The following is a 23,964-nucleotide window of genomic DNA, read 5'->3' as shown; positions in this document are numbered from 1 at the left end:
GCCCCGCTATCATGCCAGCGACCGATTTCCCCTTTGTTTCCAGACCATGTCCACGCCGCCGTCATCCCCCGAGGCCTCGCCGCTCACCCACTTCGACAGCCAGGGTCAGGCCCACATGGTGGACGTGTCGGCCAAGGCGGAAACGCACCGCGTGGCGGTGGCCACCGGCACCATCCGCATGCTGCCGGCGACGCTCGCCCTCATTCAGAGCGGCACGGCCAAGAAGGGCGACGTGTTGGGCGTGGCCCGCATCGCCGCCATCCAGGCGAGCAAGCGCACGTCGGACCTCATTCCGCTGTGTCATCCGCTGCCCATCACCCGTGTCACGGTGAACTTCGAGATCGACGCGGCTGCGTGCGACGTGCGTTGCACGGCCCAGGTCGAGACGCTCGGCCGCACCGGCGTGGAGATGGAAGCGCTCACCGCCGTGCAGGTCGGGCTGCTCACCGTCTACGACATGTGCAAGGCGGCCGACCGCGGCATGGTGATGAGCGGCATCCGGGTGCTGGAGAAGCACGGCGGGAAGTCGGGGGATTGGTCGGCGACGTCGTAGCGCAGGGTGGCACGGCCGTCCGGTCATGCCAAGCGGTTGCAGGCCTCGTCAAACGCTCATGCGGCGATTGCAGCGCGCAATCTCCGCATGAATTGCGGTGAATGGGAATGCGTAGCAAGCGCTCGCCCGCCACAGCGCAATAACGGGCGGACCTTGCCCCGCGGGTCGTCAACGACTTGCTGGCGGTGGGTGCTCCGGTAGGCCGAGGCCCCGCCCGCCCTTCACTCAGCGCGCTCGGAAGTCCTCGAAGGTGAAGACCTGCGTCGCCGGCTTGCACTGGAACGGCTCCGGCGTGCCCGGCGTCGGCGGGTTGTCGCAGGCGGCAAAGAACTCGGTGCCGAGGGGATGCCGGAACTCGCGCAGGCGATCGGCCACGTAGCGCGCCTTTTCCACCTCCCCCCGCTCGGCCAGCGCCTTCGACCACGCCACCATCAGCCGCGCGTCGAGCAGGAAGTGCGGCGCATTGGCGAACGACGCCATGGCCTCCGAGGGCCGCGGGTTGGTGGTCGCCGCCGCGTAGTGGGCGTGGTGAGCGAAGAACCAGCTGCGCTGGCCCTCGGCGATGCGGTCCTCGAGCGGCGCCGCGTCGGCGGGTGGCGCGAAGATGTGGACGACGCGGAGGTAGTCGACCACGGCGAAACCGGTGCCGACGAACAGGACGGCCGCGGCGATCATCATGGTTACGGAGCGGCGCGTCGGCTGTGGCGGACCGCGTCGCGCGTGGTCCGCCCCAACAGCGGCCTCCTCTTCGCGTGGCGGCACCCCCACCGCGATGCCGAACGCGAACGCCGTCGGCAGCAGGAAGTAGGCGTACCACAGCGGGTACTCCAACAGGCTGTGGACGCCGATCATCAGCACCATCACGAGCGCACAAGCCGTGGTCGCGCGCTCCAGCCCGGTCTGCTGCCGCAGCTGGCGCCATGCCAGCCACAGCGCGGCCAGCACGAGGGCCATGATCAACGTGGCCAACGGCAGGCCCAACTCCACCGCCAGGTGCAGCGGCAGGTTGTGCGTGTGGTCGAAGAAGGCGATGGGTCGGCCCGGGAACGGCGTCAAGGTCCAGGCGAAGTTGAACTCACCCCAGCCCACGCCCGTCCACGGGTGCTGCTTGATCAGCGCCAGCGTGTTCGACCAGATGCCGAAGCGCGAGCTCGACAGGTCGCCCTTGCTGAGCTGATCGCCCCCGGCAAACGCATGCTGCGTCGTCTGCGCCCATTCGCTGACCCCGAACCACATGAGGCCGAAGACCACCGGGAGGATCCAGAGCAGCACGCGGGTGAAGCGCGGGAGCTCGCGGTCGACGACGCCCCAGACGGTGAGCAGCAGGATGCAGACGGCGCCGGTGCGGGAGACGGTGAGGACGACGCCGAAGGTGAGGCCGAGGATCGCTGTGGCCGCGAGGGCGTGCAAGAGTGGCGCCGGCATGGAGCCCTGACGCAGCCAAGCTGCGTGCAGCCAGATCACTCCCGCGGTTGACCACAAGAGCAGCGTGCTCAAGTGGTTGGGCTGGCGAAGGTTTCCGCCGACTCGACCCGGAGCGGACGGATGCGCGAGCCAATTGCCATCCGCCAATTCTGGGGAGAAATACTGGATGCACGCGATCGCCAGGCTCACCATGCCGCTGATGGCGATCGCGATGGCAAAAGGCCGGAACGCCGCTGGACGATGGAGCGGTCCGGACACGTGCACAGCCACCGAGACGGCCAGCCCGCACGCCGCTAGAAAGCCCAAAGCGGAAAAGGCCAGACCACCGGGCAAGGCGCTGCGGAGGTTGGATGCGAAAACACCTGCAGAAAGCAGCGCGATGACCGAAAGAAGCAGCAGCGCACCCGGAACCGGTCTTGTTGGACCGAACCGAGCACCGACAGTCAACGCAGTGACAAAGGCGGCCCATCCCGCCAGGGCAGTAGCCTGGTTCAGGAACGTGGAGGACGGCGACGCGTTATACGCGAGCAGTACGGGCACCATCACGGCGGCAAAGGCAGCCACGAGAGCGGCGGCTCGCTGCGCATAAGGCATTGGAGCTGCGCCTGCGCCGTCTGTTATGTCAGGGGAGTTGCGAAACGAGCTAGCAATCGGTCTGTCCAAAGGAATTCCGCAGTCGAGCTAAAGACGAAACAGAGGAGATTGTGCCCGTGTCAGCGACTGGCGCGGCCGCGATTGAGATGCCAGATGATCTTGCCCCTGCATTCCCGGACGCAGCCTATGCGCAATGTAGCGCCGGTTGTTCGAGCTGAGGGCGGCGGGATTGCTCAGCAAGGTGCCGCCTGAACTCGCGCGGCGATTTCATCTTGAGGCTCGAGTGCGGGTGTATCTCGTTGAAGTGTTCGAACGCGGCCGGAAGCTGCGCCAGCACGACGACGGCATCGCTCAGGTCCATCCGGCTGACGTAGTCGCGCTTGAACGTGTTCACGAAGCTCTCGGCCATGCCGTTGCTCTGAGGGCTGCAGACCGGCGTGTTGATCGGCTTGAGTCCCAGCGACCTGGCCACGTTCCTCGTAGCGTGAGCGATGTACGCGCTGCCGTTGTCGCTGAGGAACTCCAGCGTGTGCGTGGCAGGGATCGCCTCAACGCTGCCGAAGCGCTTCTCCACGGCCTCGATGAGCATTTCGCAGACCGGCTCGCCAGGCAGGCCCTTGCCGTTCCACGCGCGGAAGGCAAGGATCTCTCGATCACAGCAGTCCTTCGCGAAGGTCGCCGTCACCGTCTCGCCGGAGTCGCACTTGATCTCGAACCCGTCGGAACACCAGCGCAGATCGCTCGCCGGCACCGCGACCTTGCCCTCATGAGGCCTGCTGGACTGGCGACGCCTTGGGGCTCTGGGCAGCAGCAGCCCGCTGCCGGACATCACGCGGTACGCGCGCTTTGGATTCACGCGCGCTCCGCCGACCCTCGCGCGTTGGCGGTTCACCAGCGCGCAAGCGCGCCGATAGCCGTAGCTGGGCAACGCAGCGATCTGCTCGCGGATGTCCGTCAGCAACTGCTCGTCGGTGTCGGGCGTTCGCTGCGTGCGGCCATCGGCCCACGACTCGGATCGGTTCGCGCGTGCATGAACGTTTGATCGCGCCAAACCGAGTGCCTCGCACACGCGCGTCATTCCTCGTCCCCGGGCAACAAGGGCGAGCGCGCAATCCACTTTTTTTCGGCGGCGTACTCCACTGCTTCCTTGAGGATCTCGTTCTCCAAGGTCTTCTTGCCGAGCACGCGCTGCAGCTTCGCGATCTCCACCCGCGCCGCGGCCAGCTCCGACGCCGGGACCACGGCCTCGCCGGCGGAGACGGCCGTCAGAGCACCTTGCCGTTCGAGCTTGCGCCACTGGAACAGCAGGCTGGCCGACACGCCTTCCTGTCGGGCCACGAGCGACACGCTCATGCCGGGCTCGTACGTGCGCTTCACCAGCGCGGCCTTCTCGACCAGGGACCAACGCCTGCGGCGCTGGTCCCTCGTGATGACCTCGATGGTCTCCGTATGCCTAGTCATACTCACAGTCCTATTCCTATCCGTAAGATAAGCGATAGGCTGCGTCCGGTCATTCAGGGGGCCAGCTCACAGACTGTATTTCCACCGTTTGTCTCCCAGGCGACGAGTTCGACTGGCGGCGTTCCGACTACCTTTGCCTGCCCGGCCCGGGATCGTTCTGTACTTGGAGGCAGGAGGAAGTCAGCTTCAACGCTTCAGGGCTCACGCGCCCAACATACTGCATTCCGCCTGCCAGCAACGTTGCGCGGTACGGGTGTCGACAGACCGCGTTGGCAAGATGGGTCGCGCGTGCAGTGCTTCCACCGACTTGATGAACCACCGCGCAACGTGCAAGGAGATAGGGCGACGGCAATTGCGCAATTGCCGCATCGCACTGAGACATCAATGCCTTTGCATTGCCCGCGGTCGGCAGCGCCGAGAGAAGATGGATTGCCTCGGCGTGCGGCGAAAGCGGCGACCATTTCGGTATGCGGTCCAGACGGCGAAGAAGTTCTTCGGAATGCTGTGGCTCTGCGCCGATACCCACTTGTGTGGCCACCTCGCTCATGGCTCCTTCGAGGTCACGAAACTGGTTGTAGAGGACGCCGGCGACGGACAACACCATGATCCCTGACAGGGCGTACATGGGTGGCCATCGCCTTCCTTTGCTTGCCCCGGCGGCGGATCGAGAATCACATGGAAGCGCCGCATGGCCCGCAATCATGCCCAACAGGCCCAGAAAGTATGTGTACCACAGCGGGTACTCAACATTGGCATGAACGAGGATGACCCCGCATAGAACCAGAATCCCGAGCGCATGATGGTCATGACGCGCCCGGGCGGCCATTTGGAAAAGCCACCAAGCCAGGGAGGCAGCGAGACCGACGGCCGCGGGAATGCCCCACTCCGCGGCGACATGGAGGAACAGGTTGTGAGCATTGACCTCTGCGGCGTCCGCCGGGCTGGCCGCCGTTCCCTGGGCCAACTCCAGGGAATATCCCGCGAAATTGCCGGGGCCGATGCCAGCCCAGGGATTGTGGGTGGCCGCGTGAGAGCCCGCGTAGAAGAACCAAGTGCGCAGATTGTTGGACTCTCGGGCTGTTTCGCTCCCGAGGCGTTGGGCACTGGAAACCACGTCAAAGTAGTTCGATATCCCGCTGGCATCGAGCGACCAACTCGTTATCGGAGCCAGTACCCCCACCAGTACAAGCGCCTGCGCGAAGCAACGCACTCCGGGCGTGGTTCCGAACCGCCATGCGCCGAGTCCTGCGACTATGGCGAAGGCAGCGAGCACGACGGACATTCTCGAGCCTGTCCACCCGCAGAACGAGAGTAGCAAGAGCACCGCGACGATTGCAATCGGCGCGCGCACCATCCTCTGCGAGTACAAATAGCAAACGCCCAAGCATCCCAGCCACAGCAGCGATGCAAAATGGTTCGCTTGAGCGGTATTGCCCGTCAAGCGCCGTCCTTGAATCCCCTGCAGGAAGGTCGGATCCAAGCGGACCCCATTGAGTTGTAGTCCGGCCAGCGCAGCGCTGCCCATAGCTCCCAGGATCAAGCACGACACCAGCCAAGTCAAGCTTGAGTCGCCGCGTGATTCGCGCATGCGTTGGCCTAGGGCAAGGCAGGTGACGAACAGTCCGAGGTACAGCATGGCCATGCTGGCCGGTGCCGCCGACGACTCGCGAAACAGGGCTTGCAGTGAGAGGACCACGGCCAATCCGAGCGCGGCCCACGCCAGCGGATGCCGTAGCACATGACTGATTCGATGAACTCGCGGACCCAGCAACGTAATGCTGGCGCCGATCGACACGGCGAAAAGCCACTCCTTGTAGAACGCAGGAAGCGGCGACGACAGGTGGGCCCACCACCAAGGAGCCAGGAGCCCGAACGTCAACATCCACCAACCGCCTCTGGCCGTTCCGGTCGACGATGAGTTGGTTGTGGCTCGACTACGGATGGACTCGGAATGGGTCTGTTCCAGCATGGACATCAGCCTGATCGCTGTTCATCGAAACATGAGAACGGGAGATGCAAAAAGACCGCCCGGTGGGCGGTCTTTTTTCAAGCAGCAGCGGATTAGCGGCAGTTCGAAGGACGGTACTTTGCGTCCAGATCGCCGTCCGTGCAGGCCCAGTTGATCGAGCCGGCCGGCGGGGTGCCAGCAGCCAGAGCTGCACCGCTGGAGGTCGGGACCAGGACGATGGTCTTGTTATCACCACCAGCAGCCGCGGTGAAGGTCACCGTGATTTCGCCGTTCGTCGAGTCGATCGCAACCGTCTTCACCGCCTTGGTTTCCGACGGAGCGTTCCAGCCGGAGGCCAGATCCGAGTTGGCAGAAGACGCGTTCTCAGCAACGGCGGTCTTGGCGCCGGACGCCAGAACGAGGCCTTCGGAGACGCGGGCACGAACGGTGTAGTCTTGGTAAGCCGGCAGAGCCACAGCGGCCAGAATGCCGATGATCGCGACGACGATCATCAGTTCGATCAGGGTGAAACCTTTTTGGATGTTGCGCTTCATGAGAAAACTCCTGTTGGGGAAAGCGGTGGTAGACACGGTTCTTTAGTTGCACCGGCTGTGCCAGGGCGAATCCGTCGAAATGGTGTGGAATCTGCCCGCTGTTCTGACCGGATGTGTCACTCGAGGGCGGAAGGGGCCGACGGCGACGGTTTTGGTGCTGACGGGAATGGTCACAATGGGCCGGCGAGGGCCGGTGCCAGGGGGCGGTCGAAGTCCATGACTTGGCCCGCGAAGAGGGCAGCGATGCGGTGCGGCGTCTCGATGGCACCCACTTCTTCCATCACCGCGGCCACCTCACCGGGCTTGATGTGGGTGATGTGCACATCGACACTGCCGGGCAGTCGTTCGAGCTCACGCGCCAGCTCCGATGGGCACAGGTGTTGGCTGATGCGGGCCAGCTCGTGCTCGTCGTCGCCGAAGGCCGTCTCGATCACGAGGTGCGCGACGGGCAAGGTGGCGAGGCGCTTCCAGAGCGCGGGGTTGGGGCCGGTGTCGCCGGTGAACACCCAATGGCCATCGCGACCTTCGAGCGCGAAGCCGACGGCGGGCACGGTGTGCGCCGCGCTCAGCACTTCAAAGCGTTTGGTGTTCAGCACGAGCCGGTCACCCGTCTGAAACGGAACCAGACGGAGAACCGGGCGATCAACTGTGGGCAAGCGCGTGAAGTCGGGCCAGATGATGCCGTTGAAGATATGGCGGCGCAGGGCCTCCAAGGTCTCGGGCAGGGCGTGCACTTCAATGGGCCCGCGGCCTTGCGCGGCGCGACGGCGCAGCACGCTGTCGGCCAGCAGGCCGATGGACAGCACGTGGTCGAGGTGGGAGTGGCTGACGAGGATGTGGTCGATGCGGGCGAGCTCGTCGAGGGTCAGGTCCCCGACGCCCGTGCCGGCATCGACCAGCACATCGTGGTCGACCAGGAACGCTGTGGTTCGGCTGCCGGCGGCGATGGCGCCCGAGCAGCCGAGAACGCGGATTTTCATGCGGCGCGGCGGAGTGGAGTGGCGCCCGGACGCGGGCACCTGGTGAAAGCAGCGGCCGTGCAGGACGAACCGGAATGCTGTCGCCATGCTGACGGCCGCAGCCCTCGGGCGCAAGCGGTCAAAGCCGCATTCCGGGCGTGTTCGGAGGGTGCATGTGTACCCGGTGGAAACCGCCGTGGAATGCGTCACGCCTGGCGGCGACGTCCTCCGTGCGCCGATGGCTCAAGCTTGATCGGCAGCAATGCAGCTCAAGCGCGATTGCCTGGTCCTGCGCGGTGGCCCGTGCGCCACGGAGATGGTGTTCCGGCGGCACCGCCGCGCCGGGTCTCGGCCCGGCAGCCGAGTAACTTTCTGGCGCGCCAGAAGGTCACCAAAGAACGCCTGAACACCAGCTTCGGCTTATTCGTATCGTTGGCAATGTGAAGGTCTTACGCGCGGTGAACGCCGAGGACTTGAGCATGCCAGGACGTCTCTCCACGTCTGCTTGATCAGGAGCTCTTGTGTTCAGGCGCTCAATCGCCAACACCACCTCGCGCCGCGCCGGCCGGCCTCATGCCAAGGCCGTGCCGCCGAGCCCAGCAAGCGAAGCGAAGCGCCCCTCAAGCTACCCGCGAGCCCGGGTCTCCCGGGCGACCCGGGGCGCCCCCTCGGGGGGGAGGAGCGAAGCGACGTGGGGGCCCTAAGCTTGCACGAACTGCATCTGCGTGCCGGCGAGCTCGATGACGTCGCCGTTCTTCAGGTGCATGGTGTCGCCGACGAGGGGGTTGCCGTTGACGGTGGGGCGGGAGGCGCCTTCGACGTGGGCGAAGACGTAGCCGCCGGGGCGCTTGGTGATGGAGGCGACCTGCACGCCGGGCTTGCCGACGGTGGTGACGACCTTGGTCAGGGCGACTTCGCGGCCGGCGGCGGCGCCGTTCAGGACCTTGATGGCGCCGGGCAGCACCGCGGGGCTGAGGCCGCCGAAGTTGGAGTTCGGGGCGCTGGTCTGGGCGAAGCCGTGGTTGTAGACCGGGGGCGGCGGTGTCTGGACGGCGGCAGGGGCCGGGGCGCCCTGCTTCATGATCATCGTCTTCTCGTAGTCGGTGCCGTCATCGACCATGTACTTGATCTTGTACTTGCCGATTTCCACCGTGTCGTTGTGCGACAGCAACTGCTTCTTCACGGCCTTGCCGTTGATGTAGGTGCCGTTGGTGCTGTTCAGGTCTTCGATGAAGACGTCGTTGCCGACCATCTGCAGCACGCCGTGCTCGCCGCTCACGGCGAGGTTGTCGATGACGATGTCGTTGTAGGGACGGCGGCCGAGGGTCGTCTTGTCCTTCGTGATCTGCACTTCCTTGATCACCACACCGTCGAGCGATACGACCAGCTTGCCCATGTGAAACCTCTAGTTTTGTGAATGCACCGCCCGCGAGGCGGGCTGGAGTTGGATCGCGAACGCGCTTACCGGCGGAACGGCCACCAGGAGCGGGATGGCACGCTTTGTCCCCGAACGCGAACCAGCACCACGGCGATATTATCCTTTCCGCCTGCGTCGTTGGCGGCGTCGATGAGCGCGACGCCAGCGGCTTCAGGGGATTCGTGGGCTTGCAGCACCTGGGCGATGCTGTCGTCATCCAGCATGTCGGACAGGCCGTCCGAGCACAGCAGGTACATGTCGCCCGGCATCACATCGTGCAGGTGGGTTTCCAGCAGCACGGTGTCTTCCACGCCCACGGCGCGGGTGACCAGGTTCTTGTTCGCCGAGAACGCCGCCTGCTCCGGCGTGATGAGGCCGGCGTCGATCTGCTCCTGCAGCAGCGAATGGTCATGGGTGATCTGCGCCAGCCGCCCCGCCCGGAACCGGTAGCCCCGGGAGTCGCCGACGTGCCCCATCAGCAGGCGGCCTTCGCGAAAGGCGCCGACCACCAGCGTGGTGCCCATGCCGGCGTACTGCGGGTTGGAGTTGGCGGCGTTGAAGATGGCGCGGTTGGCGTTGTCGACGCAAATGTCCATGGCCCGGCGCACATCGGCATCCGACGCCGTGTCGGCCGCTTCTTCCAGCCAGCGGCCCAGTTCGGTCTTGATGAACGAGGTGACCATGCCGCTGGCGACTTCGCCGGCGTTGTAGCCACCCATGCCGTCGGCCAGCACGACGAGCCCGGAAGGCTCATGGATGGCGACGGAATCCTCGTTGTTGTTGCGAGCGCGGCCGGTGTCGGTGGCACTGAAGAATTCGAGCGTCATCGAGTTGGCGGGCGCAGGGAGGTTCATCGGACCTGAGGTACGAAAGGAGAGGGAATTGTGCCCTCAATCGGTACGGTTTATTTTCTGGGTCGCGTCGAACCCGCTGGAATTGGGGGGTAAACCGTCACCGGGGACGGTGTCGGGGCCGATTTCGCGGTCGTCGAGGGGCACATCGTCCAGCGCCGCCAGCAGGTCGGACGCCATCTGCCGGCCGTCCGCATAGCGCGCCTCCGGGCGCTTCTCCAGCGCCAGGGCCGCCACGCGGGCGAGGGACCCCGGGATCTCGGGCCGCCAGTTGCGCACATCGGGCGGCGTCTCGTTGGCGATCTCGTACATGAGCATCGCCATCGTCTCGGCCCGGTGCGGGAGGTGGCCGGAGAGGAGCTGGTAGAGCATCACGCCAAGCGAGTACAGGTCGCTGCGGCCGTCCACGCGGCGGCCGGCCATCTGCTCGGGCGACATGAAGGACGGCGTGCCGAGCACGAGGCCGGTACGGGTGCGGCTGGAGTCGGCGATGCGGGCGATGCCGAAGTCGGTCACCTTCACCAGGTCGGACGCCAGGTCCACCATCACGTTGGCCGGCTTGATGTCCCGGTGCACCACGCCCTGGCTGTGCGCATAGGCCAGCGCCTCCGCCACGCGGGCGACGATGCGCACCACGACGGCGATCGGCAGCAGCTTCTGGGTGTGGCGCTGGAGGTCCTCTCCCTTCAGGTACTCCATGGCGATGTAGGCCAGGTCCTGGTCCTCGCCCGCGTCGAAGATGGTGACGATGTCGGGGTGCTGCAGGCGGCCGGCCGTTTCGGCTTCGCGGAAGAAGCGCTGGCGCGCCTCGGTGAGTTCGTCGCCATGGAACTCCTTGCTGAGGGCCATGGTCTTGATCGCCACCTGGCGGCCGATCTTGGGATCGGTGCCGAGGTAGACCGCGCCCATCGCCCCGCGGCCGATCTCGCGCTCGACCTTGTAGCGGCCGAGCGTCTTGCGCTCCAGCACCGGAGGCGCCGGCACGGTGGCCGGGCCGCCTGAAGGCGGGAGCCCGGCCGGACGCGTGGACCGGGCCACGGACGGTGGCTTCGGCCGCATGGCCAGCACGCCGAACAGCCAGCCTGCGTGGCCGACCCCGAGGGCTGCGGCGCCGATGGCCCAGGCTGCGGCACCCGGTGCCAGGCCCAGGCTGGCCACGAACAGCAACAGCAGGGTCGCTACCGCCGAGCAGAAGAGCCCCGTGATGGGCGTCACCCGCGGCAACACCCACCGCAGGTAGGCGAGCGCCAGCGCCACGAGGCCGCATGACAGCGCAATGGCGAGCCCGTGACCCACCCAGAAGGAACTCATGCGTCAACGACTCCCCGTTCGACCCCAGAGGGCCGGAATGCCAAACGGGGAGCGGCCGTCACCCGCAACTCAGGCCGGCTCTCCGGACCCGGATTTCTGCCGGGCCACCAGGATCTTGCCCAAGACGAGCACCAGCAGGGCTCCGGCGATACCCGCGCCGTACTTGATGTAGTCGGTGACGACGACCTTCGGAATGGACGGCATGGTTGCCGGATCGACCAGGGCCGGGTCCGTGACGATCATGCTGCCGGCGATCCAGCCGAGGAGCATCGCGCCCAGCGTGATGATGACCGGGAAGCGGTCCATCAGCTTGATGACCAGCTGGCTGCCCCAGACGATGATCGGGATGCTGACGATCAGGCCGAAGATGACGAGCGGCATCGTGTGGTCGCCGCCTGCGGTTTCGGCCGCGCCCGCGATGGCGATGACGTTGTCGACGCTCATGACCAGGTCGGCCACGATGACGGTCTTCACGGCGCCCCAGAGCTTGTCGCTGCCTTCGATCTTGGCGTGCTCGTCCTCATGCTCGGGCACGAGCAGCTTGACGCCGATCCACACCAGCAGCAGTGCGCCGACGATCTTGAGGAACGGAATGGCCAGCAGCTGCAGCGCGAAGAAGATCAGGATGACGCGCAGGATGATGGCGCCGGCCGTCCCCCACAGGATGCCCTTGGTGCGTTGCGCCGGCGGCAGCTTGCGACAGGCCAGCGCGATGACGACGGCGTTGTCGCCGCCGAGCAGGATGTCGATCATGATGATCTGGCCCACCGCGAACCAGAATTCGGGGGTCATGAACTGCTCCATGCAGGTTCCTTCGTAGGTTGGTGCCCGGTGCGACCGGGAAAGCAGGAAGTTTAGGGGCCGTGAACGCCCCGCTGCTGCGGGGTACTACGCACGCGGCCCCGGTGCAGGCGGGTCCGGCGACACCAGAGCGAACAAGGCCGCCCGTGGGCGGCCTTGCGTCGGTCAGGCATGCGCCCGTCCGCTAAGGGCGGATCAGAGCAGGCCCTTGAGCAGCTTGCCCATCTCCGACGGGTTGCGGGTGATGGTGAAACCGCACTCCTCCATCACGGCCAGCTTGGCATCGGCCGTGTCGGCGCCGCCCGAGATCAGCGCGCCGGCGTGGCCCATGCGCTTGCCCGGAGGGGCGGTGACACCCGCGATGAAACCGACGATCGGCTTCTTCATGTTGGCCTTGGCCCAACGTGCAGCTTCAGCTTCATCGGGGCCGCCGATCTCGCCGATCATGATGACGGCGTCGGTGTCCGGGTCGTCGTTGAACAGCTGCATCACATCGATGTGCTTCAGGCCGTTGATCGGGTCGCCGCCGATGCCGACCGCGCTCGATTGACCGAGACCGATCTCGGTCAGCTGGGCGACGGCTTCGTACGTCAGCGTGCCCGAGCGGCTCACGACGCCGATGCGGCCCTTGCGGTGGATGTGGCCGGGCATGATGCCGATCTTGATTTCGTCGGGCGTGATCAGGCCGGGGCAGTTCGGGCCCAGCAGCAGGGTCTTCTTGCCGCCTGCGGCTTCCTTGGCCTTCATGCGGTTGCGCACTTCGAGCATGTCGCGGACCGGGATGCCTTCGGTGATGCAGATGGCCAGGTCGAGGTCGGCCTCGACGGCTTCCCAGATGGCAGCGGCGGCACCGGCCGGCGGCACGTAGATGACGCTGACGGTGGCGCCCGTGTTCTTGGCGGCGTCCTTGACGGTCGCGAAGATGGGGATGCCTTCGAAGTCCTCACCGGCCTTCTTCGGGTTCACGCCGGCGACGAAGGCGGCCTTGCCGTTCGCGTAGTCACGGCACATGCGGGTGTGGAACTGGCCCGTCTTGCCCGTGATGCCTTGCGTGATGACCTTGGTGTCTTTGTTGATCAGGATGCTCATGATGTTTCCTTGGTGCTCTGTCGGCTTACTTCAGGGCAGCCATGACTTTTTGCGCGGCTTCGGCCATCGAGTCGGCGCTGATGATGGGCAGACCCGACTCGGCGAGCATCTTCTTGCCGAGGTCTTCGTTCGTGCCCTTCATGCGCACGACGAGCGGCACGTTCAGGTTCACGGCCTTGCAGGCGGCGATCACGCCCTCGGCAATGGTGTCGCAGCGCATGATGCCGCCGAAGATGTTGACCAGGATGGCCTTGACCTTCGGGTTGCCCAGCATGATCTTGAAGGCTTCGGTGACCTTTTCGGCCGTGGCGCCACCGCCCACGTCGAGGAAGTTGGCCGGCTCGCCGCCGAAGAGCTTGATGGTGTCCATCGTGGCCATGGCCAGGCCCGCGCCGTTCACCAGGCAGCCGATGTTGCCGTCGAGCTGGATGTAGGCGAGGTCGAACTTGCTGGCTTCGATTTCGGCCGGATCTTCTTCGTCGAGGTCGCGGTAGGCGACGATCTCGGGGTGGCGGAAGAGCGCGTTGCTGTCGAAGTTGAACTTCGCGTCGAGCGCCTTGATGTTGCCGTTGCCTTCCAGGATGAGCGGGTTGATCTCGGCCAGCGACGAGTCGGTGTCCATGTAGACCTGGTACAGCTTCTTGAAGACGTCGATGGCCTGGGCCTGCGAGGCCTCGGGCACGCCGATGCCGCGGGCGAGCTCCAGCCCTTGTGCGTCTGTCAGGCCGGTCGACGGCTCGACGAAGACCTTGATGATCTTCTCGGGCGTGTTGTGGGCCACTTCCTCGATGTCCATGCCGCCTTCGCTGCTGGCCATCATGGCGACCTTCTGCGTGGCGCGGTCGGTGACCGCGGCAACGTAGTATTCCTTCTTGATGTCGGCGCCTTCTTCGATCAGGAGGCGGCGCACCTTCTGGCCTTCAGGGCCGGTCTGGTGCGTCTTGAGCTGCATGCCGAGGATCTCGCTCGACAGCTGCTTGACCTCGTCGATCGAGCGCGCGAGCTTCACGCCGCCGCCCTTGCCGCGGCCACCCGCGTGGATCTGGGCCTTCACCACCCACACCGGGCCGCCCAGCTTCTGGGCGGCGTCCAGGGCTTCCTGCACGCTGAACGCGGGATAGCCCCGCGGCACGGGCACGCCGGCTTGGCGCAGGATTTCCTTGCCTTGGTATTCATGGATTTTCATCGCTGACTCTCTTGCTCGGGTTCGGGAAAACGGGTGGGGATGATCGCGAGGCCCCGGGCGCCTTCAGGCAGGACTCTCTGCACGCCGGTCCAGCGGCCGCGTGCGCTCTCCCGCGAGGGGTTGGCAGCGACGTGTTGCACGCATGGGACGGCATCGAAAGACAGGACCATCGGGATGGCTTCGAAGGTGAGGCCTGCCATCTGGCGAAAGCAAGCGGAACCACGGGGAAAAGCCGGAGGAATATAGCATCTTGCACTGCACCAAAAGGACGCACGGACTACGTAGAACCCACGTCGCAACGAGGTCTATCGTCGTTCTCAGGTGTCGTCGTCCCCTTGGACGACCTGCCGGATGACCGAGGGAGAGAACCCGCGCCCGGCAAGAAACCGCATCTGACGGGCCCGGCCGGCAGCATCAGGGGCCGGCTCGCCGAATTTGCGACGCCACACCTCGCGGGCCCGATCAAGCTCCGACGCCTTCAGCGCGTCCCCCTCTTGCCGCGACAGGCTCAAGCCATGCTGGGCCAACTCCTGGCGGATGCGCAGGTTGCCATAGCGGGAAGCGCGCGCGTGCACCCGGCTTTCGATGAAGCGGGTCGTGTCGAGGTAGTGCCGGGATTCGAGCCAGTCCAGGGCCGCCTCGACCGCCGCTTCGGGAGGCACCCGCGCCACCGGGCCGTTGTCGGGCGGCGGCGACCCGACGCCTCGAGCCACCGGGGCGGGCTCGGCAGCCGCTTCTGAGTCTGTGTCGTGCCCTGCCGGGGAGGGCGACTCGGGGCTGGCGGCAATGTCCGCAAGCTTCGCCCGGGCTTCATCTTCCCGCGCGTGCCGCAACAGCTTGCGGCGCAGCTCAGTGCGACTGTGCTCGCGCTGGGCCAGCAGCTGCACGCCGCGCGCCTTGAGGGAGGGGCGAGCCTTCATGAACCGCGGTCCGATGCGGCGCCCGCCACGCCGTAGGCTCGGCGCGTGCGCGACCGGCTTCCGGCCGCTGCGGCATTGGCGTTGGCAGCGGCCGCAGCACGGCGCCGGACCTTACTCCTCGGCATCCTTTGCCGGCGCCTTGGCCTTCTTGGCGGGCTTGGCCGCATCGGCCCCGGCGGCCGCAGCTTCGGCCACGGGCAGAAGCGGAATGCCCAGGGCGTCGCGGACCTTGTTCTCGATCTCGACCGCCAATTCCGGGTTCTCTTTCAGGAACTCGCGGGCGTTGTCCTTGCCCTGGCCGATCTTCTCGCCGTTGTAGGCATACCAGGAGCCGGACTTCTCGAGCACCTTGGCTTCGACGCCCATGTCGATCACTTCGCCTTCGCGGCTGATGCCCTGGCCGTAGAGGATGTCGAACTCGGCGGTCTTGAAGGGCGGTGACACCTTGTTCTTGACCACCTTCACCTTGGTCTCGTTGCCGATGACCTCCTCACCCTTCTTGATGGAGCCGATGCGGCGGATGTCCAGGCGCACCGAGGCGTAGAACTTGAGCGCATTGCCGCCGGTGGTGGTTTCGGGCGAGCCGAACATCACGCCGATCTTCATCCGGATCTGGTTGATGAAGATGACCATGGTGTTGGTCTTCTTGATGGTGCCGGTGAGCTTGCGCAGGGCCTGGCTCATCAGGCGGGCTTGCAGGCCGGGCAGGGCATCACCCATTTCGCCTTCGATTTCGGCCTTGGGGGTGAGGGCCGCCACCGAGTCGACCACGACCAGGTCGACGGAGGCCGAGCGCACCAGCGCGTCGACGATCTCGAGCGCCTGCTCGCCGGTGTCGGGCTGGCTGATGAGGAGCTCTTGCAGGTTCACGCCGAGCTTCTGGGCGTACTGCACGTCGAGGGCGTGCTCGGCATCGATGAAGGCGCAGGTGCCGCCCAGCTTCTGCATTTCGGCGATGACCTGCAGGGTGAGCGTGGTCTTGCCGCTGGACTCGGGGCCGTAGATCTCGACCACCCGGCCGCGGGGCAGGCCGCCGACACCCAGCGCGGCATCGAGGCCGAGCGAGCCGGTGGACACGACCTCGATGTCGTCAATGACCTCACCCTCGCCGAGGCGCATGATGGTGCCCTTGCCGAACTGCTTCTCGATCTGGGCGAGCGCAGCCTGCAGGGCCTTGGCCTTTTCGGTGTTGAGGGTGGCGGGCTTGACGGGGGCATCCATGAGCAGTCTCCAGAAGATTGACACGGATTATCTACAAGACTGGTTATTTGTACAGTCTTTTCAACAGGGGGTAAAGGGGATCACCCCAGGGGTAGCCCCGAAGGCAGGTGGGCGTCGACGTGCGAAACTGCCCCGACGACCTCGGGACAGGATGCCGCTGCCCGCATCCGGCCCGTCCCGCCGGGAGGGCTGGCCTGCCGCACATGCCACCGAAGACGGCGACACCGAGTGCAGCGACACCGACTACAGCGACACCGATCGATTGGGGACCCCACGCCATGCGCATTCTGATTGCCGAGGACGACCAGGTGCTGGCCGATGGCCTGCTGCGCTCCTTGCGCAACGGCGGCTATGCGGTCGACCACGTCGCCAGCGGCAGCGAGGCGGATGCCGCCCTCGCCTCCCACGAGTTCGACCTCGTCATCCTCGACCTCGGCCTGCCGCGCCTGCACGGCCTCGAAGTGCTGCGCAAGCTGCGCGCCCGCGGCGCCAGCGTGCCGGTACTGATCCTGACGGCCGGCGACAGCGTCGAGCAACGGGTGAAGGGACTGGACCTGGGTGCCGACGACTACATGGCCAAGCCGTTCTCGCTGCAGGAACTGGAAGCCCGTGTGCGCGCCCTCACCCGCCGAGGCCTCGGTACCGCGTCCAACGTGCTCAAGCACGGCCCCCTCAGTTTCGACACCACCGGCCGCGTCGCCTACTTCAACGACCAGATGATCGACCTCTCGGCGCGCGAGCTCAGCCTGCTCGAGGTGCTGCTGCAGCGCGCCGGCCGGCTGGTCAGCAAGGACCAGCTCGTCGAGCGCCTGTGCGAGTGGGGCGAGGAAGTGAGCAACAACGCGATCGAGGTCTACATCCACCGGCTGCGCAAGAAGATCGAGCACGGCCCGGTGCGCATCGCCACCGTGCGGGGGCTGGGCTACTGCCTGGAAAAGATTGCGGCTTGACCTCTTTCGCCTGCGGCGGCTGAAGCCGCGCAGTGCGGTCGCCCCCGTGGCCGGGCAGCCCGGATTCCCGAGAGAGCAGCGGTCGCTGTTCGGCGAGATCCTCGACTGGATGCTGGCGCCACTGTTGCTGCTGTGGCCGATGAGCGTGGTGCTGACCTGGCTCGTGGCGCAAGGCATCGCCAACAAGCCCTTCGACCGCGAACTGGGCGACAAGGCGCGGCTGCTGTCCCAGCACCTCACCGTGCAGACCTGGGCCGACGGCGAGCCGCACCTGGTGTTCTCGCTGCCGGCCGACGCGACCGAGCTGCTGCATGCGGACGAGTCCGATACGCTCTTCTACCAGGTGGTCGGGCCGCATGGGGAGTTCCTCGGCGGCGACCGCATGCTGCCGGCCCCTCCGGAGTCGCAGGAGTCGCCGGCGCCGGGGGTGCTGTACTTCCGCGACGAGGAGATGAACGGCGAGCCGGTGCGGGTCGCGTTCGTGCGGGTGCGGGTGCCGCAGCCCGGCACCGGCACGGCCACCGCCCCGCTCGTGCAGGTGGCCGAAACCCTGGGCAAGCGTTCGCGCCTGGCCACCGAAATCATCAAGGGCGTGATGCTGCCGCAGTTCGTCATCCTGCCGGTGGCCGTGCTGCTGGTGTGGCTGGCGCTCGCGCGCGGCATCGCGCCGCTCAACGAACTGCAGCAGCGGATCCGCCGGCGGGAAAGCCACGACCTCAGCCCGATCGACGAACGCGAGGCACCCGAGGAGGTGTCGCCCCTCGTGCGGGCCATCAACGACCTGCTGGCCCGGCTGGACCGCAGCATCAGCGCGCAGAAGCACTTCCTCGCCGATGCCGCCCACCAGCTGAAGACACCGCTTGCCGGCCTGCGCACGCAGGCCGAGCTGGCTCAGCGGGAGATCGATGCCGGCCAGGTCGATCCGCAGGCCTTGAAGAAGTCGCTGCAGCAGATCGCACGCTCGAGCCAGCGCGCCGCCCACATGGTGAACCAACTGCTCGCCATGGCGCGTGCCGAGAACGCGGAGCAGGCGACGCAACACCCGGCCGTGAACATGGCTCGCTTGGCCACCGAGGCCGTGCGCGACCTCGTGCCGCGCGCCCTGGACAAGCGCATTGACCTCGGCTACGAGGGGCCCGAGACCGACCGCGCCGGTCCACGCCGCAGCCGCGGCCCGCTGGTGCGCGGCCAACCCGTGCTGCTGCGCGAGTTGATCCGAAACCTGGTCGACAACGCCCTCAACTACACACCCGCAGGAGGCACCGTCACCGTGCGGGTGGTCGACGATCCCTTCGGCCAGGTCGTGGTGCTGCAGGTCGAGGATTCCGGACCCGGCATCCCGGTGGCGGAGCGTGAGAAGGTGTTCCAGCCCTTCTACCGGGCCCTCGGAACGAACGTCGACGGCTCCGGCCTCGGTCTTGCCATCGTGGCCGAGATCGCCGCTCAGCATCAGGCCACCATCGCGCTCGAGGACGCTAACCTGCGCTCCCGCAGCCCGGCCTCCGACGGCACGGCCCCTTTCGGGCCCGGGGCGCGCTTCACCGTGCGCTTCCCGGCCGCGCCGCCGGCGGCCTCGCCCCCGGAGCCGCCCGGGCCGCTCACGGCCTGATGACCGCGGGTCGGCCCATGCAGGCGCCGACCGTGCCGCGACCCGATGCCGCCACAGGCCCTAGACTGGTCGGGCCGACTCGATTCCCATGGCCACCGCAACCCCACCCTCCCCTGCTGCCGACCCCGGCCGCGAACGCACCCTGGATCTCGCCTTGCAAGGCGGCGGCTCGCACGGCGCCTACACCTGGGGCGTGCTGGACCGGTTGCTGGAAGACGAGGGCCTGCACCTGCAGGGCATCTCGGGCACCAGCGCCGGCGCCCTCAACGCCGGGGTGCTCGCCACCGGCTATCACCGGGGCGGCCGGCCCGGCGCGCGGGAGGCCTTGCGAGACTTCTGGATGGACATCAGCCACTCGGGTTCGGCGTTCTCCCCGTTCTCGGCCAGCCAGATCCACTCCATGACCGACGCCCTGAGCCTCGACCTGCTCCCCGGCTACCAGTGGGCCAGCGCCTTCTTCCGTTCGTTCAGCCCGTACGAGTTCAATCCGCTCAACCTGCACCCGCTGCGTGATGTGCTGCGCCGCCACGTCGATGAAGCCGCCATGCGGGACTGCGCCCTGCACCTCTTCATCACGGCGACGAGCGTCAGCACCGGCCAGCCCCACGTGTTCACCGGCGACGACCTGAGCGTGGACGCGCTGCTCGCGTCGGCCTGCCTGCCGTTCCTGTTCCAGGCGATCCGCATCGGCGACGACGCCTACTGGGATGGCGGCTACACCGGCAACCCCGCCCTCTTCCCGCTGATCTACCAGACGGAGCCGCTCGACATCCTGCTCGTGCGCATCAACCCGCTCGTGCGCGAAGGCGTGCCGCGCCGGAGCGAGGACATCATGGACCGCATCAGCGAGATCTCGTTCAACGCGACCCTGGTGGCCGAGATGCGGGCCATCGCGTTCGTCTCCCGGCTGGTCCGCGAAGGCCGGCTCTCGCCCGGCCGCTACAAGGACCTGCGCCTGCACATGGTGTCCGACGACGATGGTCTGCGCGCGTTCGGCGCGAACTCGAAGCTCAACACCGAACGCAAGTTCATCGAACAGCTGTTCGCGCTGGGCCGCGCCTCGGCCGACCAGTGGCTCACCGACCACCGCGACGACATCGGCGTACGCGGCACGCTCGACATCGAATCCGAATTTCTCAAACCGCTCAAGCCGCCGACCACACGCTCATGATCACCTGCTACCTCCGCTACGTCATCGACCCCGACAAGCTTGCCGAGTTCGAGCACTACGGCCGGCTCTGGATTCCGCTCGTCGAGCGGTTCGGCGGCACGCACCACGGCTACTTCCTGCCCTCGGAGGGCGCGAACAACATCGCGCTGGCCCTGTTCTCGTTTCCCTCGCTGGCGGCCTACGAGGTGTACCGCCAGCAGTCCTTCCAGGACGCCGAATGCCAGGCGGCGTTCCGGTATGCGAAGGAGACCCGCTGCATCGTGAGCTACGAACGCAGCTTCTTCAGGCCGGTCTTGACCGCAGGCGACGCCTGATTTAGCGGCAAGAGAGAGCGAGCGTGCCCGCAACTTCACCGCCGTGGCCCGCGCCGTCGATGAAGCGTCTGCTTGCCTTTCGGCGCCCCTCAGCTCGCCATGAACCGGCGTGACTTCGAGATGGACATGAGCATGCCCAGGCTCAGGCCGAGCGTGACCATGGCCGTGCCGCCGTAGCTGATGAAGGGCAGTGGCACGCCGACCACCGGCAGGATGCCGCTCACCATGCCCATGTTCACGAAGCAGTAGACGAAGAAGCTCAGCGTGATGGCGCCGGCCAGCAGTCGCGAGAAGAGCGTCGGCGCGTCCGCGGCGATCATCAGGCCGCGGAAGATGAGGAACAGGAAGCCGAGCATGAGCGCGATGCAGCCGAGGAGGCCGAACTCCTCGGAGAAGGCGGCGAAGATGAAGTCGGTGGTGCGCTCGGGGATGAACTCGAGGTGGGTCTGCGTGCCCATCATGAAGCCCTTGCCCTGGATGCCGCCCGAGCCGATGGCGATCATGCCCTGGATGATGTGGAAGCCCTTGCCGAGCGGGTCCAGGCTCGGGTCGAGCAGGGTGCAGACCCGGTCTTTCTGGTAGTCGCGCAGATACGGCAGCCACGAGACGCCGGGTTGGCACAGGTCGTCACCCATGATGACGAGCGCGATGATGCCCGCGGCCCCAATCGCCACCACCGGCAGGATGAGCCGCCACGACAGGCCGGCGAAGAAGATGACGAACAACCCGGCCGACAGCACGAGGATGGACGTGCCCAGGTCCGGCTGCTTGGCGATGAGCAGCACCGGCACGAGCAGGATGCCAACCGCGGCAATGAAATCCAGTGGGCGCAGCTGCCCTTCCCGGCGCTGGAACCACCAGGCGAGCATCAGCGGCGTGGCGATCTTGAGCATCTCGCTGGGCTGGATCACGACCCCGACGTTCAACCAGCGTGTCGCCCCCTTCTTCGTGATGCCGAAGAGCGCCACCGCCACCAGCAGCGCCACGCCGACCAGGTACAGCGGCACGGCGAGCGCCATCAGTCGCTGCGGCGGGACCTGCGCCACCACGAACAGGATGCCGAGCGCGATCAGCATGTTGCGGCCGTGGTCGACAAAGCGGGTGCCGTGGTCGAAGCCGGCGGAGTACATGGTGGTCAGCCCTGCGGCGGCCAGCAGCACGATGGCCAGGAAGAGCGGCCCGTCGAAGCCGGTGAACACCGGTTTGAGACGGGACCACACCGAGGGCTTGTCGTAGATGGCCATCATGGCGCGGCACTTCCCGAGGCAGAAGGGGTGACCGCGGCCGCTGGGCGACTTGCCGCTGCGGGGGCGGGGGCAGGCGCCGATGCGGCGCGCCGCGGCACGGCGGCCGCGCGCACAGCCGCTGTCGATGCCGCGGAAGCGGCCAGCGGCGCCGAGGCTGCGGCGGAAGCACTGGCGGCGGCGGCCGGGGCGCCGGTGACGAGGGCTTCGGCGGCCACCACCGGCCCGGTCACGGCCACCGAGGGCGCGTTGCCCGGCAACGGCACGCTGGCGGCCTCGCGCGGCGCGCCGATGGGCGCGGCGGACTTGCCCTCGCGCGTCAGCGCAATGTCCTCCACGCTGGGATAGCGGCCCAGCAAGGCGTAGTCGATGACACGCCGGGCGATCGGCGCCGCCGCCGCTGCGCCAAAGCCGGCGTTCTCCACGATGACCGCCAGGGCGATGCTGGGCTCGTCCAGGGGCGCGAATGCGACGTAGAGCGAGTGGTCGCGGCGGTGCTCCTCCAGCTTGGAGGCGTTGTACTTCTCGTTCTGGCGCACACCGACGGCCTGGGCCGTACCGGTCTTGCCGCCGCTCTGGTAGCCGGCGCCCATGAAGACGCGGGTCGAGGTGCCTTCCTGGGTCACCCCGTGCATGGCCTTCATCACCAGCTGGACGTGCTCCGGCTTGAGCGACAGGGGGTCGAGTGCGTCGCGGCTGATGTCACGGCGTTCACGGGTGACGACGTCCTCGATCTGACGGACGAGCCGCGGCTTGTAGCGCTGCCCGCCGGAGACCAGGGTCGACATGGCGCTCGAGACCTGCAGCATGGTGAAGTTGTTGTAGCCCTGGCCGATGCCGAGCGAGATCGTCTCGCCCGCGTACCACTTCTGCATTTCGGGCTTCTTGTAGGCCCGGCGCTTCCAGGCGGTGGACGGCAACAGGCCGGTCACCTCGCCTTCGAGGTCGATGCCCGTCTTGCGGCCGAACCCGAAGGGCTCGAGCTGTTCGTGGATGAGGTCCACGCCCATGTCGTTGGCGAGGGCGTAGTAGTACACGTTGCTCGACTTGATGATGGAGCGCGCCATGTCGACCTGCCCCAGCCCGCCGTCGCCGTGGCTGCGGAAGGTGTGGTTCCCGAACTGGAACGTGCCACCGTCGTAGGTGACCTGGTTGGGCGTGCGCTTGCCGCTGGCCAGCGCCGCCATGGCCATGAAGGGCTTGAAGGTCGAGCCCGGCGGGTAGGTGCCGCGCAGCGCCCGGTTGAGCAGGGGCTTGTCGATGGACTCGTTGAGCTCGCGCCAGGAGTCGGCATCGATGCCGTCGACGAAGAGGTTGGGGTCGAAGGTCGGCTTGCTGACGAAGGCCAGCACCTCGCCGGAGCGGGGGTCCATCGCGACCAGCGCGCCGCGTCGGTCGCCGAAGAGTTCCTCCACCAGCGCCTGCAGCCGGATGTCGATCGACAGCACCACCTTGTTGCCCGGTGTGGCCGGGTGGCTGTTCAGCCGGCGCACCGCCCGGCCCCCCGCGCTGGTCTCGATCTCGTCGTAGCCGGTGATGCCGTGCAGCTCCGACTCGTAGCTCTGTTCGATGCCCAGCTTGCCGATGTACTCGGTGCCGCGGTAGTTCTCGAGTTGCTCTTCGGGCCAATCCTCCATCGCCACCTTCTCGGCCTGGTTGATGCGGCCGATGTAGCCGATCAGATGGGAGCCGACCTGGCCGAGCGGGTAGTTGCGGAACAGGCGTGCCTTGATGTCCACGCCCGGGAACCGGAACCGCTGGGCGGTGAAGCGGGCGACCTCCTCGTCGGTGAGCCGCGTGCGCAGCGGCAAGGACTCGAAGCTCTTGCTTTCCTCAAGCAGCCGCTTGAACCGCTTGCGGTCGCGTGGCGTCACGTCGACGAGCGGCGTCAGCGCATCGATGGTGGCGTCGAGGTCATCCACTTTCGAGGGGGTGATCTCGAGGGTGTAGGCCGAATAGTTGTTGGCCAGCACCACGCCGTTGCGGTCGACGATCAGGCCGCGGTTCGGCACCGCCGGGACCACGGCGATGCGGTTGTTCTCCGCCCGCGTGGACAACTCGTCGTGGCGCACCACCTGCAGCACGACCAGCCGGGCGACGAGGATGCCGAAGGCCAGGAGGACGAAGGCGGCTGCCGCCAGCAGGCGGGTGCGGAAGCGGCCGAGCTCCTGTTTGAGGTCCTTTAGCTCGGTCACTTTTGGCCCCCACGTCGCTCTCGCTCCTGCCCCCCGAGGGGGCGCCTCGCATTGGCCCGGGAGACCCGGGCTGCGCGAGTGGCTTGAGGGGCGCTTCGCTTCGCTGGCGGGCTCGGTGCCACCGCCTGCACGTCAAGGACAGCGCTGGTGTCGGCCGTCGGAACCCAGGTTGCGCGAGTGAGCCGCGGAGT

General features: G+C 66.8%; 20 protein-coding genes and 1 pseudogene. 5 read left to right on the top strand and 16 right to left on the bottom strand.

The genetic code is table 11. The features are described from left to right. Nucleotides 1-46 precede the first annotated feature (46 nt). The gene (moaC, locus tag ACSQ2F_RS21320) at nucleotides 47-553 is read left to right on the top strand and encodes a cyclic pyranopterin monophosphate synthase MoaC (protein ID WP_436026239.1); all 507 of its coding nucleotides are present in this window, start codon (nucleotides 47-49) and stop codon (nucleotides 551-553) included. 225 nt (nucleotides 554-778) lie between these two features. Here the strand turns inward: moaC and ACSQ2F_RS21315 are convergent, their stop codons facing one another. From ACSQ2F_RS21315 to recA, 14 genes and pseudogenes are all read right to left on the bottom strand, one after another. Beyond that, on the bottom strand, nucleotides 779-1,978 hold the full coding sequence (locus ACSQ2F_RS21315; RefSeq protein WP_436026909.1) for a Wzy polymerase domain-containing protein: 1,200 nt from the start codon (nucleotides 1,976-1,978) through the stop codon (nucleotides 779-781). A gap of 33 nt (nucleotides 1,979-2,011) precedes the next feature. Then, a pseudogene (locus ACSQ2F_RS21310) lies at nucleotides 2,012-2,170 on the bottom strand (pilin glycosylation ligase domain-containing protein); the annotation flags it as partial. A 586-nt stretch (nucleotides 2,171-2,756) separates the two neighbouring features. Continuing rightward, nucleotides 2,757-4,033 (bottom strand): IS3 family transposase gene (locus tag ACSQ2F_RS21305; RefSeq protein ID WP_436023127.1). Its coding sequence is split into 2 segments (ribosomal slippage): nucleotides 2,757-3,703 and nucleotides 3,703-4,033, totalling 1,278 coding nucleotides; the frame shifts between segments, so codons are not numbered across the junction. 127 nt (nucleotides 4,034-4,160) lie between these two features. Next, nucleotides 4,161-6,008 carry a Wzy polymerase domain-containing protein gene (locus tag ACSQ2F_RS21300; RefSeq protein ID WP_436026238.1) on the bottom strand — a complete coding sequence of 616 codons (1,848 nt, stop codon included), beginning with the start codon at nucleotides 6,006-6,008 and terminating at the stop codon, nucleotides 4,161-4,163. Nucleotides 6,009-6,094: 86 nt separating this feature from the next. Continuing rightward, the gene (locus ACSQ2F_RS21295; protein WP_436026237.1) at nucleotides 6,095-6,535 is read right to left on the bottom strand and encodes a pilin; all 441 of its coding nucleotides are present in this window, start codon (nucleotides 6,533-6,535) and stop codon (nucleotides 6,095-6,097) included. Nucleotides 6,536-6,705: 170 nt separating this feature from the next. Next, nucleotides 6,706-7,515 (bottom strand): MBL fold metallo-hydrolase, encoded by an 810-nt coding sequence (locus ACSQ2F_RS21290; protein WP_436026236.1) that lies wholly within the window; start codon nucleotides 7,513-7,515, stop codon nucleotides 6,706-6,708. 679 nt (nucleotides 7,516-8,194) lie between these two features. After that, entirely contained in the window at nucleotides 8,195-8,890 is a 696-nt protein-coding gene (locus ACSQ2F_RS21285) for an FHA domain-containing protein (RefSeq protein ID WP_436026235.1), read from the bottom strand. A gap of 65 nt (nucleotides 8,891-8,955) precedes the next feature. Then, nucleotides 8,956-9,738, bottom strand: a complete 783-nt coding sequence (locus ACSQ2F_RS21280; RefSeq protein ID WP_436026907.1) for a Stp1/IreP family PP2C-type Ser/Thr phosphatase — start codon at nucleotides 9,736-9,738, stop codon at nucleotides 8,956-8,958. A 63-nt stretch (nucleotides 9,739-9,801) separates the two neighbouring features. After that, nucleotides 9,802-11,073, bottom strand: a complete 1,272-nt coding sequence (locus ACSQ2F_RS21275) for a serine/threonine-protein kinase (protein WP_436026234.1) — start codon at nucleotides 11,071-11,073, stop codon at nucleotides 9,802-9,804. Nucleotides 11,074-11,142: 69 nt separating this feature from the next. Beyond that, on the bottom strand, nucleotides 11,143-11,877 hold the full coding sequence (locus tag ACSQ2F_RS21270) for a TerC family protein (protein ID WP_436026233.1): 735 nt from the start codon (nucleotides 11,875-11,877) through the stop codon (nucleotides 11,143-11,145). A gap of 192 nt (nucleotides 11,878-12,069) precedes the next feature. Further along, entirely contained in the window at nucleotides 12,070-12,963 is an 894-nt protein-coding gene (gene sucD / locus ACSQ2F_RS21265) for a succinate--CoA ligase subunit alpha (RefSeq protein WP_436026232.1), read from the bottom strand. A gap of 25 nt (nucleotides 12,964-12,988) precedes the next feature. Continuing rightward, complete coding sequence (gene sucC / locus ACSQ2F_RS21260; RefSeq protein ID WP_436026231.1) at nucleotides 12,989-14,149, bottom strand: ADP-forming succinate--CoA ligase subunit beta; 1,161 nt, start codon at nucleotides 14,147-14,149, stop codon at nucleotides 12,989-12,991. Between the two features lie 317 nt (nucleotides 14,150-14,466). After that, entirely contained in the window at nucleotides 14,467-15,036 is a 570-nt protein-coding gene (locus ACSQ2F_RS21255; protein WP_436026230.1) for a regulatory protein RecX, read from the bottom strand. Nucleotides 15,037-15,180: 144 nt separating this feature from the next. Further along, a complete protein-coding gene (gene recA, locus ACSQ2F_RS21250) occupies nucleotides 15,181-16,290 on the bottom strand; it encodes a recombinase RecA (RefSeq protein ID WP_436026229.1) in 1,110 nt (369 codons plus the stop codon). A gap of 278 nt (nucleotides 16,291-16,568) precedes the next feature. On the opposite strand from recA, the gene ACSQ2F_RS21245 reads away from it, so the two are divergent. From ACSQ2F_RS21245 to ACSQ2F_RS21230, 4 genes are all read left to right on the top strand, one after another. Next, entirely contained in the window at nucleotides 16,569-17,240 is a 672-nt protein-coding gene (locus tag ACSQ2F_RS21245) for a response regulator (RefSeq protein WP_436026228.1), read from the top strand. A gap of 109 nt (nucleotides 17,241-17,349) precedes the next feature. Beyond that, on the top strand, nucleotides 17,350-18,849 hold the full coding sequence (locus ACSQ2F_RS21240) for a sensor histidine kinase (protein WP_436026906.1): 1,500 nt from the start codon (nucleotides 17,350-17,352) through the stop codon (nucleotides 18,847-18,849). 88 nt (nucleotides 18,850-18,937) lie between these two features. Next, a complete protein-coding gene (locus tag ACSQ2F_RS21235; protein ID WP_436026227.1) occupies nucleotides 18,938-20,020 on the top strand; it encodes a patatin-like phospholipase family protein in 1,083 nt (360 codons plus the stop codon). Next, complete coding sequence (locus ACSQ2F_RS21230) at nucleotides 20,017-20,334, top strand: NIPSNAP family protein (RefSeq protein WP_436026226.1); 318 nt, start codon at nucleotides 20,017-20,019, stop codon at nucleotides 20,332-20,334. The genes ACSQ2F_RS21235 and ACSQ2F_RS21230 overlap by 4 nt, the downstream gene beginning before the upstream one ends. A gap of 89 nt (nucleotides 20,335-20,423) precedes the next feature. Here ACSQ2F_RS21230 and rodA read toward each other — a convergent pair whose 3' ends face one another. Continuing rightward, nucleotides 20,424-21,581, bottom strand: a complete 1,158-nt coding sequence (rodA, locus tag ACSQ2F_RS21225; protein ID WP_436026225.1) for a rod shape-determining protein RodA — start codon at nucleotides 21,579-21,581, stop codon at nucleotides 20,424-20,426. After that, nucleotides 21,578-23,773, bottom strand: coding sequence for a penicillin-binding protein 2 (mrdA, locus tag ACSQ2F_RS21220; RefSeq protein WP_436026224.1), 2,196 nt, complete (start codon nucleotides 23,771-23,773; stop codon nucleotides 21,578-21,580). The genes rodA and mrdA overlap by 4 nt, the downstream gene beginning before the upstream one ends. Nucleotides 23,774-23,964 lie beyond the last annotated feature (191 nt).

It is taken from the genome of Rhizobacter sp. LjRoot28 (assembly GCF_964253025.1).
Taxonomy (GTDB): Bacteria; Pseudomonadota; Gammaproteobacteria; order Burkholderiales; family Burkholderiaceae_C; genus Rhizobacter.
This window is presented reverse-complemented; position numbering and strand designations above follow the sequence as displayed.